Annotated in this window: 12 protein-coding genes; 3 read left to right on the forward strand and 9 right to left on the reverse strand. The window is 63.6% G+C overall.

The window, feature by feature from the left end:
- Window positions 1-235: 235 nt before the first annotated feature.
- The 6 genes from ACJRPG_RS00200 to ACJRPG_RS00225 all read right to left on the reverse strand — a co-directional run bounded on the left by ACJRPG_RS00200 (window position 236) and on the right by ACJRPG_RS00225 (window position 4387).
- The gene (locus ACJRPG_RS00200) at window positions 236-586 is read right to left on the reverse strand and encodes an HVO_A0114 family putative DNA-binding protein (RefSeq protein WP_407998017.1); all 351 of its coding nucleotides are present in this window, start codon (window positions 584-586) and stop codon (window positions 236-238) included.
- Window positions 583-948: a toxin-antitoxin system TumE family protein gene (locus ACJRPG_RS00205; RefSeq protein ID WP_407998018.1), complete on the reverse strand. Its 366-nt coding sequence runs from the start codon at window positions 946-948 to the stop codon at window positions 583-585. The genes ACJRPG_RS00200 and ACJRPG_RS00205 overlap by 4 nt, the downstream gene beginning before the upstream one ends.
- Before the next feature lie 48 nt (window positions 949-996).
- A complete protein-coding gene (locus ACJRPG_RS00210) occupies window positions 997-2718 on the reverse strand; it encodes a M1 family metallopeptidase (protein ID WP_407998019.1) in 1722 nt (573 codons plus the stop codon).
- 265 nt (window positions 2719-2983) lie between these two features.
- Complete coding sequence (locus ACJRPG_RS00215; RefSeq protein ID WP_407998020.1) at window positions 2984-3106, reverse strand: PIN domain-containing protein; 123 nt, start codon at window positions 3104-3106, stop codon at window positions 2984-2986.
- Entirely contained in the window at window positions 3103-3384 is a 282-nt protein-coding gene (locus ACJRPG_RS00220) for a hypothetical protein (protein ID WP_407998021.1), read from the reverse strand. The genes ACJRPG_RS00215 and ACJRPG_RS00220 overlap by 4 nt, the downstream gene beginning before the upstream one ends.
- 88 nt (window positions 3385-3472) lie before the next feature.
- A complete protein-coding gene (locus ACJRPG_RS00225; RefSeq protein WP_407998022.1) occupies window positions 3473-4387 on the reverse strand; it encodes a LysR family transcriptional regulator in 915 nt (304 codons plus the stop codon).
- Window positions 4388-4478: 91 nt separating this feature from the next.
- Here ACJRPG_RS00225 and ACJRPG_RS00230 point away from each other — a divergent pair, with 91 nt between their 5' ends.
- Entirely contained in the window at window positions 4479-5273 is a 795-nt protein-coding gene (locus tag ACJRPG_RS00230) for an isocitrate lyase/PEP mutase family protein (RefSeq protein WP_407998023.1), read from the forward strand.
- On the opposite strand, the gene ACJRPG_RS00235 is transcribed toward ACJRPG_RS00230, so the two are convergent.
- The gene (locus ACJRPG_RS00235; RefSeq protein ID WP_407998024.1) at window positions 5270-6187 is read right to left on the reverse strand and encodes a LysR family transcriptional regulator; all 918 of its coding nucleotides are present in this window, start codon (window positions 6185-6187) and stop codon (window positions 5270-5272) included. The genes ACJRPG_RS00230 and ACJRPG_RS00235 overlap by 4 nt on opposite strands.
- Window positions 6188-6297: 110 nt before the next feature.
- On the opposite strand from ACJRPG_RS00235, the gene ACJRPG_RS00240 reads away from it, so the two are divergent.
- Together ACJRPG_RS00240 and ACJRPG_RS00245 are read left to right on the forward strand one after the other, a co-directional pair.
- Complete coding sequence (locus ACJRPG_RS00240) at window positions 6298-6768, forward strand: (2Fe-2S)-binding protein (RefSeq protein WP_407998025.1); 471 nt, start codon at window positions 6298-6300, stop codon at window positions 6766-6768.
- Window positions 6765-9053 (forward strand): xanthine dehydrogenase family protein molybdopterin-binding subunit, encoded by a 2289-nt coding sequence (locus ACJRPG_RS00245; RefSeq protein ID WP_407998026.1) that lies wholly within the window; start codon window positions 6765-6767, stop codon window positions 9051-9053. The genes ACJRPG_RS00240 and ACJRPG_RS00245 overlap by 4 nt, the downstream gene beginning before the upstream one ends.
- Before the next feature lie 92 nt (window positions 9054-9145).
- Here the strand turns inward: ACJRPG_RS00245 and ACJRPG_RS00250 are convergent, their stop codons facing one another.
- Both ACJRPG_RS00250 and ACJRPG_RS00255 read right to left on the reverse strand, forming a co-directional pair.
- On the reverse strand, window positions 9146-10009 hold the full coding sequence (locus ACJRPG_RS00250; RefSeq protein WP_407998027.1) for an alpha/beta hydrolase: 864 nt from the start codon (window positions 10007-10009) through the stop codon (window positions 9146-9148).
- 69 nt (window positions 10010-10078) lie between these two features.
- The gene (locus ACJRPG_RS00255; protein ID WP_407998028.1) at window positions 10079-12031 is read right to left on the reverse strand and encodes a CocE/NonD family hydrolase; all 1953 of its coding nucleotides are present in this window, start codon (window positions 12029-12031) and stop codon (window positions 10079-10081) included.
- Window positions 12032-12057: the final 26 nt, after the last annotated feature.

Consider the following 12057-nt stretch of genomic DNA (forward strand, 5'->3'; position numbering starts at 1 on the left):
AAGATACAAGCGGAATTCCAGTCTGATGGGGCTTCAAGTTAACTCTTACATCAAACGAAGGCAATCTCGGCTCCACCATCGGGTGACTCGCGCCACCTACTTCGCAGCGCCTACGCTAGCGCTGCGCTGAACTGCGCGCTGCCGATTCCAACGGTTTATACCTCCGGAAATTTGCTCTGCGCTGTATCGCTTAAGTTGTCGGGCGTGCGTGCTGGCAATGTATCCTCACACTAACTCAAGCCGCGAGAATTCGAAATTCTGTCGCTTTGGCAACCGGGCGTACTTGATTGCGTTCGCGCCTCAATTCCACAATGCCGTAGTTAGACATTGTCTTCAATGTCCGGGAGAGATTACTGGGTTTGCGGCCGGTGGTCTCGGCCAGCTCAGAGATTGATTCGGGTTTGGTCTCGGTGATGACGCGCAGCAGGGCGCGATTGTCGTCGCTTAGCACCTCGGCGAGTGACTTCATCGACGTGAACCAGATCTTTGGTTCAGTTGATTTTGGCTTGTAATACCCACGCGCGATCGCCAGTACGCGTTCGCGGATTTTTTCCTGCGGCATGATGCCAATCACGATAGCTTTCATGGCTTCCTGACCTCCTGCAGCACGCGGTCCACGTCAGCGAAGAAATCGTTGAGCAGCTGCTGCGCGTCTGTGAATTCATATGGTATGCCGTGATCCGAAGCATGCCGGTGTTTGTGGTCATATGCCAAAATCCGTCCCGCATGCTTGAACTTCTTCGGCGGTTTGACCGCATGGGCATTGTCGTAGCCAAGGATACGCTTGCCGTAGGGCTCATGAAGCGTCAGCGAGTAGTGAATGCCATGTGGCACCACTGTTGAAACGCCAACTCGCCGCGCTTCAATCTTGATCCAGTAACCGCCTCCCTGGTCGAGAATTGAGCCGTCCAGATCCAATAATGCATCGATGGCCGGATCGCGCTTCATTTGAACTATATCATCAGTTGATATGATTTTGCGTTACCGGCCACACTATTACGAAGCCTTGGATTTTTTCTTCTTCGCGCGTTCCTTCTCGTCGAGCTGCCATTCTTCGAACTGCGGTTCGTGGCGCAGCACGCGCGAGTGAGGATCAATCGTGTAGAGCACCTTCGCCGGCACGGTGATTTCACCTTTGCCGTCCGCCATGGACAGGCGCTCGATGCGGTTGCCGACGCGCACCTCCAGTGGCATCGGGAAAGCGCCGCCGTCCTTCAGCTTCCAGCTCAGCTGCAGCTTGTCGCCGGCGCGCGTAGCCACCAGCTCCGGCAGGGCGGCGTGATAGAGATATGCGTCGAAGAACCAGTTCAGGTCGCGGCCGGTGATCTCGTTGACGATGGCGATGAATTCCTTGGTTGTAGCGTAGCGCGGCTGGAAGTTGCCGGGCTTCGGCGTTTCGGTGCCGTACACCAGGCGGCGCGTGGCGCGGAAGAAGGCGTCGTCGCCGATCAGGTTGCGCAGGGTGTGCAGGATCAGCGAGCCTTTGACATAGATATCGTTGGCCGGGCCGCCGCGGTCGTCGTTGTAGACGTCTTCGATGACCTTGGACTTGCCGCTCACCACTGGCACTTTGTTCATGATGCGCTTGCGCTGGTCGAACAGCGCGCCATGATAGGCCAGGTCGCCGCGCAGCCATTCAAGGTAAAGCGGCTGCATATAGCTGCCGAAACCTTCGTGTAGCCACATATCGTCCCAGTCCGCATTCGTCATCTGGTTACCGAACCATTCGTGCGACAGCTCATGGTGCAGCAGCCAGTCGTAGCCGCTCGGCGCCTTGGTGTAGCCGTTGCCATAGGCATTGATGGTCTGGTGTTCCATGCCCAGGTGCGGGGTCTCGACCACGCCCATTTTCTCGTCGCCGAAGGGATATGGGCCAATGCGGTCTTCGAAGAAGGTCAGCATGGGCGTGAATTCCGAGAACAGGCCTGCGGCCTGCTTGTCGTGGCCTTTCAGGTACCACATGCGCATCGGGATCTTGTTGCCGAAGGCGCTGTCGTATTCGCCGGACAGCATTTCATAAGGGCCGATATTGAGGGCGATGCCGTAGGTGCTCGGGTTCTTCGCACGCCAGTGGTAGGTGCGCCAGCCGTCCTTTTCATCCATGCCCATGGCAATGCCGTTGCCTGCAGCCACCAGCGGCGACGGCACGGTGATGTGCGTGTCCATCAGCTTTGGCTTGCCTTGCGGGTGGTCGATGCAAGGCCAGAACAGGTCGCAGCCTTCGCCCTCCACGGTGGTGGAGATCCAGGGCTGTCCATCTTCCGTTTTGCTCCACATGAAGGCGCCGTCCCATGGTGCGCGCTTGGCCACGTGCGGCACGCCGCTGTAGCGGATGCGCACGGTGGTGTCGACGCCGGCCGCCAGCGGCGACGGCAGCGTCAGGTAAAGGCGGCCGTCTTCGTTGCTGATGGCGGTTGGCGCGAGCGTTACGCCGTCCACGCTGGCGAAGCTGACCGGCAGGTTGCGGTCCAGTTCCACTGCGATGCGCGCCAGCGGCGCGGTGGTGCGGAAGGTCAGCGCCGCGTCGCCCGCAATGCTTTGCGTGGCAGGGTCAACGCGCAGTGCCAGATCGACTTTCTCGAAGCTCACCGCCATTTGCTCCGGCGCGCGCGGATTGCCGGAGTTGTTGGTGAAGGTGGTGAGGGTAGTTGGAGCAGGTGTAGTGGCGCAGCCGGCCAGCAGGGCGCTGGCGGCCAGGAAGAGCGGAAGGCGTGTCATCGGAAGTCCCGTAGTTATTTTGTACGCGCAATATAGCAGATGGACAGATGACACTAAATAGCCGGATGTAGTCCCAGGTAGGTAAGGAAAGGATCGAAATCCTTGTCGCTGTACAGCAGGGAGAGTTTGTGCTCGATGCAGTAGGTGGCAATCAGCGTATCGATTGTTTTACGTACCGTAACCCCGCGCGACCTCAGGGCCCGAAAGTTCCTTGCTCCCTTGATTGCGATATCGCGTCCGACCAGATCTACCACCATAAGAGAAGTCAGAGAATCAGGTCGCCAATGACGACTGGTTCACGCGCGAGCGCGGCGTCCAGCGCATCGGTTTGTGGCGTGACGCTGCCCCTGAAATAGTCGATCCAGACACTTGAGTCGGCGAGAATCACTCGTCCGCTCTCATGGTATCCAGATTGCCAACCCAGGAGAGCTTGCCGCGCAGCTGCCGGATCTTCTGTTGCTGGTGCAGCTGAATGACGCGGTACAGCGAGTCCGCGCTGAGGACTTCGCCGTCACCGAATGCATCGCTGAGGGAGCGTAATGCATGGGTGACATCTGTTTCATCGCCAGAAGCGAGAACATCGTTCAGATAGTCGACCGCAAGTTTCGGATCCTTCCGAAACATCTCGACGGTAGCATCGGCATGGGAGCGGCTGATTGAGGACATTCGAGCCTCCAGTTTGAATGGTGGCGCAGTTCACATATTCTAATGCTCTTCCGATCATATCCTGCGCTAGTCTAATTTACTTGATTACTTAAGCCAGATACTGAGCCAGCGCAGGTGAGGCGGCCCAGCGGGCGGTGAGGAAGTCGAGGAAGGCGCGGGCGGCGGGGCCGAGGGGATGGGCGGGGCGGACGGCGTAGACGCCGGTTTCGCGGCCGGTCCAGTCCGGCATCAGCTGCACCAGCTCGCCGCTGCGGATCGATTCGGCCATGGTGACGGCGGAGTGGAAGGCGATGCCGTGGCCGTCTACGCAGAAGCGGTGCACGGCGTCGCCGTTGTCGGCGCGCAGGTGGCGCCGGGAGCGGAAGCTGCGCTCGCCGCTGGGGCCGAACAGGCGCCAGCTTTCGCCGTCGTGGCTGGCGGTGGAGACCAGGCAGCGGTGCGCGTGCAGCTCGTCGACCGTGGACGGCGCGCCGTGGCGCTGCAAATAAGCCGGCGCGGCGACCAGGATGCGGCGGTTGCGCAGCAGCTTGCGGGCGACCAGGCTGGAGTCATCCATCTGGCCGATGCGGATCGCCAGCGTGACGCCTTCACCCACGATGTCCACATAACGGTCGCTCATCACGAGGTCGAGCTGCACGCCCGGATGCTCGTGCATGAAGGCCGACAGATGCGGCACCACATGCGTGCGGCCGAAGGCGAGCGGGATGCTGAGCTTGAGGATGCCGCGCGGGAGTTCCTGTGCGTCGCGCAGCCTTTCCCATGCGCCGCGCAACTGGTCCAGCGCGGCGCCGCATTCGGCGAAGTAGCGCTGGCCCGTATCGGTCAGCGACATGGCGCGCGTGGTGCGGTTGATGAGCGTGACGCCAAGATGCTGCTCCAGCGTCTTGACCAGGCGGCTGATGGAGGATGCCGTCATGCCAAGGTCTTCTGCCGCGCGCGCAAAACTGCGGCGCTCGGCGACGGCGACAAAGGCGCGGACCAGGTGCAGCGGCGGTGCTTCCATTGCTTCCTCACGCAAAAGAATGTGTGCTTATTATGGCTATTATCATCGCAATTGGTGGTGATTAGAATGGATTTTTTTGTCCGGAGAGTCCATGGCCAGCACCTTTCACGTCCTGCATCAGCAAGCCCTTCCCCTTATCCTGCCGAATGCCTGGGACGCCGGCAGCGCGCGCCTGATCGCGGGCGCCGGCGCGCAAGCCATCGCCACCACCAGCGCCGGCGTGGCCTGGTCGCTGGGCTACCGCGATGGCGATGTGCTGCCGGTGGAAGAGCACCTGGCGGCCGTGCGCCGCATCCGTCGCGTGATCGAAGTGCCGCTCAGTGTGGATATCGAAGGCGGCTATGCGGATGACGCAGCCACCGTGGGCGAGCACGTGGCGCGCTTCATCGAGGCGGGTGCGGTGGGCGTCAACCTGCAGGACGGCAGCGGCGATCCGCTCCTGCTGTGCCGCAAGATCGAAGCGGCGCGCGGGGCGGCGGAGCGCCATGGCGTGCCGCTGTACATCAATGTGCGCACCGATGTGTATGCACGCAAGCTGGCGCCGCCGGGCGAGTGTGTGCAGGAGGTGCTGCGCCGCGCCGCCGTTTATGAACGCGCCGGTGCGGACGGGCTGTTTGCACTGGGGGCGGCCGATGCTGCGGAGATCGGCGCTATCGCGGCGGGCACGCCGCTGCTGCTGAATGTGGTGGCGTGGCCGGGACTGCCGCCGGTGCAGGAGCTGGCAAAGCTCGGCGTGCGCCGCCTGAGCGCAGGCTCCTGGCTGCCGCAAACGCTGTGGACGCACACGGCGGCACTGGCGCGCGGCTTCCTCGAAGATGGCCGCTCCGAGCCGCTGATCGCCCATGCCGCAGCTTACGGCGACGTCAATGCGAGCCTGCCGGCCTAGCGCGCGGCTGTGTCCCCGAAAGCGCCGGATGCATGGATGGTGGCGACCAGATGGTCGAACACCAGCCGCACGCGCGCGGACACCGGGCCGCGCTGCGGACGGTAGACGTAAATATCCCATGGCGCCGGTGCATACTCGTCCAGCACCGTGACCAGCTGCCCGCTGGCGAGATAGCCGGCGTAAAGGAAGTGGCCCAGCTGGCCGAAACCCAGGCCTGCGAGCACCGCATCGCGCTCGGTCTCGGGATCGTCGGCGACGAAAGCGGGGGCCGAGGGCACGAACTGCTGGTTGCCCGCAAAGTACCAGGGCCAGGCGCGCCCGGTGTTCGGGTCGTTCAATGCCGTCACGGGCATCTGGTACAGGTCGCGCAGCGTGGAAGGCCGCATGCGCGCCACCAGCTCAGGCGTGCCCACCACGCCCAGCGTCACCTTTCCTGCCGGCCGCACCACCAGGCGGCTATCGCGCATCTGGCCCACGCGCACGCCGATATCGATCTTCTCGTCCACCACATCGGCCAGCACTTCCGTGAGATTGAGTTCGAGCTTGATGCCCGGATGCGCGCGCGCCAGTTCCAGCAAGGGCCGGGTGAGGTAGGAGCGCGCCACGCTGCGCGGCGCCGTAATGCGCACCGTGCCTGTCAGTTCCGCACCGTCGGCCGCATGCGCGGGCTCGAACAGCCGGTCCACCCGCCCCACCATCTCGCGCGCCTGGGCGGTGAAGCGCGTGCCGAATTCGGTGATCTGCACGCCGCGCGTATTCCGGTGGAACAGCAGCTCGCCCAGTTCGTCCTCCAGGTCCTTGACGGCGCGCGTGATGGCCTGCGGCGAGGTGCCGAGCCGGGCCGCGGCTTCCTTGAAGCTGCTGGCATCGGCCGCTGCGCAGACGAGGCGCAGCATTTCAAGTCGGTTCAGCATGGGTCAGTGTTCCGTTTTTTGGAATTGTCAAATCGTAACATTTTCATTTATTCCGCGTGCGCGGCTTGCAATACTCAAAGATGCTCGACCGTTCATAACAGGGAGAAAACATGGCGACCACACTCACACTCAATGGCAAACAGACCCGCATCGATCTTCCGGGCGATACTCCGCTGCTCTGGGCCCTGCGCGATGAACTGGGCATGACCGGCACCAAATTCGGCTGCGGCATGGCGCTGTGCGGCGCCTGCACTGTGCACCTGGACGGCGAAGCGATCCGCGCCTGCATCACGCCGATCTCCAGCGTGGCCGGCAAGCGCATCACCACCATCGAAGCCATGGAAAAAGACAAGGTCGGCAAGGTGGTGCAGGAAGCCTGGATGGCGCTGGGCGTGCCGCAATGCGGCTACTGCCAGGCCGGCCAGATCATGACGGCCACCGCTTTCCTCAAGAGCAAACCGAATCCCACCGACGAAGAGATCGACGGCGCCATGTCCGGCAATATCTGCCGCTGCGGCACCTATACCCGCATCCGTGCGGCCGTAAAGCAGGCTTCGGAAAAGATCGGGGGCGGCAAATGAACGCGATGAGCGAACTGAATACCATCAGCCGCCGCAGCTGGCTGAAAAGCGCGGCCGCGCTGACCGGCCTGGCCCTGACCGTGGGCGCCAATGGCCTGGTGCGCGCCGAAGAGGCGAAGAAGTTCGGCGGCGACGGCATGCCGGGCGGCCTGGTGGATGACCCGCTGGTCTTCGTGTCGATCGGCGCGGACGGCATCGTCAGCATCGTCTGCCACCGTTCCGAAATGGGCCAGGGCATCCGCACCAGCCTGCCGATGGTGGTGGCCGATGAGCTGGACGCCGACTGGAGCAAGGTGCGCGTGGTGCAGGCGCCTGCTGCCGAAAAGCGCGTGGGCAACCAGAATACCGACGGCTCGCGCAGCATGCGCCATTCCTTCCAGCCCATGCGCCATGTGGGCGCCTGCGCGCGCCGCATGCTGGAACTGGCGGCGGCGCAGCAGTGGAATGTGCCGGTGGATGAAGTGCGCGCGGCGAACCACGAAATCGTGCACGCGAAGAGCGGCCGCAAGCTGGGCTACGGCGCGGTGGCGGTAGCGGCGTCGAAGCTGCAGGTGCCGCTGGAAAAAGAGCTGCGCTACAAGACGCCTGCCGAGTTCCGCTACATCCGCAAGGAAGGCGTGCGCGGTATCGATGCGAAGAAGATCGTCACCGGCAATACCCAGTACGGCATCGACACGCGCCTGCCCGGCATGACTTATGCCGTGGTGGCGCGCCCTCCCGTCATGGGCGGCAAGGTGAAGAGCTTCGATGCCAGCGCTGCGATGAAGGTGCCGGGCGTGGTCAAGGTGGTGGAGATCAAGGCCAGCCCCGCGCCCGCCATGTTCAACCCGCTGGGCGGCGTGGCCGTTATCGCGCGCAATACCTGGGCCGCCATCAAGGGCCGCGAGGCGCTGAAGATCGAGTGGGACAACGGCAAGCACGCCAGCTACGAGTCGGCGGCCTACAAGAAGACCTTGCAGGAAGCGGCGCGCAAGCCAGGCAAGGTGGTGCGCAATGACGGCGATGCGATGAAGGTACTGGGTGAATCGCAGCGCCGCATCGAGGCCGAGTACTATCTGCCGCACATCGCCCACGCCACCATGGAAGCGCCGGCGGCTGCCGCGCGCATCGAGAAGGGCAAGGTTGAAGTGTGGGCTCCCGTGCAGGCGCCGCAGGCCACCGTGGAAACCGTGGCAGCACATCTGGGTGTGAAGCAGGAGGATGTCACCGTCAACGTCACGCTGCTGGGCGGCGGCTTCGGCCGCAAGTCCAAGCCGGACTTCGCTGCCGAGGCGGCGCTGCTGTCCAGGGCGATGAACGGCAAGCCGGTGAAAGTGACCTGGACCCGCGAGGACGACCTGCATCACGACTACTTCCATACCGTGTCGGTGGAGCGCATGGAAGCCGCGCTGGATGCCAACGGCAAGCCGACAGCGTGGCTGCACCGCACCGCCGCGCCGACCATCATCGCGCTGTTCGCGGAAGGCGCGAAGGGCGGGGCGGACTTCGAACTGGGCATGTCGGCCACGAATATTCCGTTTGCGATTCCGAACTTCCGCGTTGAATCGCCAGAGGTAGAAGCGCATACGCGGGTGGGCTGGTTCCGTTCCGTGTCGAATATTCCGCACGCCTTTGCGGTGCAGTCCTTCGTGGCCGAAATGGCTGCGGCGGCGGGACGCGACCATCGCGACTATCTGCTGGAACTGATCGGGCCTGCGCGCAAGGTCGACCCGAAGGCAATGTCCGACGGCTGGAACTATGGCGAGTCGCCGGAACGCTACCCGCTGGATACCGGCCGCCTGCGCAAGGTAGTGGAGCTGGCCACGGAGAAGGCGGGCTGGGGACGCCAGCTGCCGAAAGGGCAGGGCCTGGGCCTGGCGGTAGCCTACAGCTTTGTTACCTATGTGGCGGCCGTGGTGGAAGTAAAGATCAGCGACAGCGGCGAGCTCAGTGTGACGAAGGTGGATATGGCCGTGGACTGCGGCCCGGCCATCCATCCGGACCGTGTGCGCTCCCAGATGGAAGGCGCGGCCGTGATGGGCCTGAGCCTGGCCATGAGCGGCGAGATCACCTTCAAGGACGGTGCTGCGCAGCAGGGCAACTTCCACGAGTACGAGGTGCTGCGCGCGAACCAGGCGCCGCGCGCCATCAACGTGCACATCGTCGAGCATGGGCTGGATGTGCCGCTGGGCGGGGTGGGTGAACCGGGGACGCCGCCGATTGCGCCGGCCCTGTGCAATGCCATCTTCGCGGCCACCGGCAAGCGCATCCGCGAGCTGCCGATCCGCGAGCAGTTCAAGGCATAGTTGGCAGAGGGGGCAGATCCCACACGCGAAGCGTGCGGGGCTGTCCCCGAAAGCCTGGTCCGTCACCGGGCACAGGCGGCGCGGACTGCGGTTCAGGCAGCGCTGGGGGCCATTTCCTCCAGCGCTGCCGGCGCGAATTGCGCCGTCAGGAAGCGCGCGATGCGCTGCTGGGTTTCCGGCAGATAGGGAATATCCATATGGTCGGAATCCGGAATGGTTTCGTCCAGGCGTACGCTGGTCAGCTGGGATACCAGCTGGTCGGTGTGCGAATGGGGCACGATATCGTCGCGGGCCGCGCGCAGGATATAGGTCGGCGCCTTCAGCAGCGAGGCGTACTTCACCGATTCGAAGCGGTGCTTCAGCACGAAGCTCACCGGCACGCCGCGGAAGCGGCGCTGCGCAATCGCGAGAATCGAATCATAAGGCGTGATCAGCACCATCGCGCTGGCCGGACGCTCCTTCGCCACCTGCACCGCCACGCCTGAACCCAGGCTGCGGCCCACCACGGCGATGCGCTGCGCGTCCACATTGCGGCGGCTGGCCAGCCAGTCGTACAGCATGCAGCCATCTTCCACCATATGCTCTTCGCCGGGAATGCCGCGCGAGTCGCCATAGCCGCGGTAGTTCATGGCCAGCACCGTCATGCCGGGGAACAGTGTGCCCGCATCGCGCACCACCCACGATACTTCCTCCGATCGCCCGCCGAAATACAGCACGGCCGGATGCGGGCCGGGTTCCTTGGGCGTCATCAGCCAGCCCGCCAGGCGCGTGCCGTCATGCGCGCGCAGCACGATGGCGCGCGTGCGGTGGCCGCTGCTGCGGGGGCTCTGCACTTCACGGATCAGGGTAGGGTTGAACAGCAGCTTGCGCTGCCCGGCGGCCATGGCGGAAACCACGCTGGCCCACAGGAAGCCTGCCACGCCCGCCACGATCGCCATTTTTTTCGAGTTGTTCATGTTGCCCAGTCTAACGGCAAATGCAGCAAGGCAGCGCCCGATGGGCGCGCCTTGTTGCTTTTTCGCAGATTACTGCTGGGGCAGTACCAGAAGTTGCAGGCCGGAGGCCATGTCCGGTGCGTGATACACGCGCTGCGTGGCCTTTTTGAAGTCTTCAGGCTTCGCCTTGGGAATGCTGACGAAGGTCTGCGGATTCAGGTCCACCAGCGGGAACCAGGAGCTCTGCACCTGCACCATGATGCGGTGGCCGCGGCGGAAGGTGTGGTTCACATCGCCCAGGTGGTAGCTGATGGCTTCCACCTTGCCCGGCGTGAAAGGCTCCGGCTTCTCGAAGCTGTTGCGGAACTTGCCGCGCAGCGGATTGCCGCGCACCAGCATCTGGTAGCCTGCCATGGTCGGCTGCGGCGCCTGCACATCCTTCGCCGGCTTGCGCTCCTCGCCTTGCGGGTATTCCTGCGGATAGACGTCGATCAGCTTCACCACCCAGTCGGCATCGGTGCCGGTGGTGGAGACGAAGAGCTTGGGCGTGACCGGGCCTGCAATCGTCACATCCTCTTCCAGCACATCGCTCTGGTACACCAGCACGTCCGGACGGCTGGCGGCAAAGCGCTGGTCGGACACCATGTACTCCTGCGGCACGCCGGTGGCCGGATAGCCGATATACGGCACCGGCTTGCGCGGATCGGCCACATACTCGTCGAAGGCGGCGCCGCCGGCGGCCGGCTGCTGCCAGCTCAGTTTTCCGTCCGCGCCGAAGTACAGGGTGCGGGCCTTGGCCGGCGCCGGCGGCCATGCCGTGTACTGGCGCCACACATTGCTGCCGGTTTCGAAGGCCGTGACTTCAGCAATCGGCTTCGCCGGCTTCACGCCCTTCAGGTGCTGCTCGAAGAAGGGGAACTGGATCTGCGAGCGGAAGTATTCGCTGGTCTTGCTGTCGAACTGCACACGGCCCAGGCTCTTGCCTTCGGCGCGCGCCCAGCCGCCGTGCACCCATGGCCCCATCACCAGGCTGTTGACGATGCCCGGGTTCTGGCGCTCGATGGCGTGGTAGGTGCTGAACGGGCCTTGCGGATCTTCCGCATCGAACCAGCCGCCCACGGTCAGCACGGCTGCCTTCACGTTCTTCAGGTGCGGGGCGATATTGCGGGCTTTCCAGAACTCGTCGTAGGTATCGTGTTCGATGGTTGGCTGCAGCAGCGCGCGCTGCTTGTCCGTCAGCGTGCCGAGGATATTCGATAGCGTCAGTTTGCCGAGGAAGAAGTCGTAGCCGTCCGCCATATCGTAGTCGAAGCGCGACCAGGTCTTGGGCAGCGGCGTGGGGTTCGGCGCCTCGGTAAAGGCCGAATAGAAATCGAAGTTCGCCGCCAGCATGAAGGCGCCGCCGTGATAGGAATCGTCGCCCTTGAACAGGTCCGCGATCGGCGCCTGCGGCGAAGCGGCCTTGATCGACGGGTGGGAGTCGATGATGCTGGCCGAGGTATAGAAGCCCGGATAGCTGATGCCGTAGATGCCGGCCTTGCCGTTATTGTTCGGCACATTCTTCAGCAGCCACTCCATGGTGTCGTACATGTCGCGGCTCTCATTGCCTTCGCCTTTGGCGAGCGAGGCGTTGGCATGCGGCGTCATCTCCTGCCACTTGCCTTCGGACATATAGCGCCCGCGCACATCCTGCTTCACGAAGATATAGCCGGCGTCCTCGAACTCCTTCGACGGGCCGATGGCGTTCGGCACATAGTCCACACCGTAATGCAGCTCGCCGTCCGCCTGCACGCCCGCGCTGTAAGGCGTGCGCTGGATCAGGAAAGGATAGCTTTTCGAGCTGTCCTTCGGCACATAGACGGTGGTGAACAGGCGCACGCCGTCGCGCATGGGAATGCGGAACTCGTACTTGGTATAGGTCTCGCGCAGGGAACGCTTGGCGGCGGCCGGCGCTTCATCGGCGGCATTCTCCAGCGCTGCCGCATGGGCAGCGCCGAAGGCCAGGGAAAGGGACAGGGCTAAGGCAGTGAGCTGGCGGGGCATGATTTCCTTCAAACAGTGAATACATG

The organism is Pseudoduganella rhizocola (assembly GCF_045984285.3).
Taxonomy (GTDB): Bacteria; Pseudomonadota; Gammaproteobacteria; order Burkholderiales; family Burkholderiaceae_D; genus Rugamonas.

Coding starts and splice junctions, on each gene's coding strand:
- ACJRPG_RS00220 (WP_407998021.1), bottom strand. CDS start 3,384: ATGTCCTCAATCAGCCGCTCCCATGCCGATGCTACCGTCGAGATGTTT.
- ACJRPG_RS00230 (WP_407998023.1), top strand. CDS start 4,479: ATGGCCAGCACCTTTCACGTCCTGCATCAGCAAGCCCTTCCCCTTATC.
- ACJRPG_RS00255 (WP_407998028.1), bottom strand. CDS start 12,031: ATGCCCCGCCAGCTCACTGCCTTAGCCCTGTCCCTTTCCCTGGCCTTC.
- ACJRPG_RS00200 (WP_407998017.1), bottom strand. CDS start 586: ATGAAAGCTATCGTGATTGGCATCATGCCGCAGGAAAAAATCCGCGAA.
- ACJRPG_RS00245 (WP_407998026.1), top strand. CDS start 6,765: ATGAACGCGATGAGCGAACTGAATACCATCAGCCGCCGCAGCTGGCTG.
- ACJRPG_RS00210 (WP_407998019.1), bottom strand. CDS start 2,718: ATGACACGCCTTCCGCTCTTCCTGGCCGCCAGCGCCCTGCTGGCCGGC.
- ACJRPG_RS00225 (WP_407998022.1), bottom strand. CDS start 4,387: ATGGAAGCACCGCCGCTGCACCTGGTCCGCGCCTTTGTCGCCGTCGCC.
- ACJRPG_RS00235 (WP_407998024.1), bottom strand. CDS start 6,187: ATGCTGAACCGACTTGAAATGCTGCGCCTCGTCTGCGCAGCGGCCGAT.
- ACJRPG_RS00240 (WP_407998025.1), top strand. CDS start 6,298: ATGGCGACCACACTCACACTCAATGGCAAACAGACCCGCATCGATCTT.
- ACJRPG_RS00250 (WP_407998027.1), bottom strand. CDS start 10,009: ATGAACAACTCGAAAAAAATGGCGATCGTGGCGGGCGTGGCAGGCTTC.
- ACJRPG_RS00205 (WP_407998018.1), bottom strand. CDS start 948: ATGAAGCGCGATCCGGCCATCGATGCATTATTGGATCTGGACGGCTCA.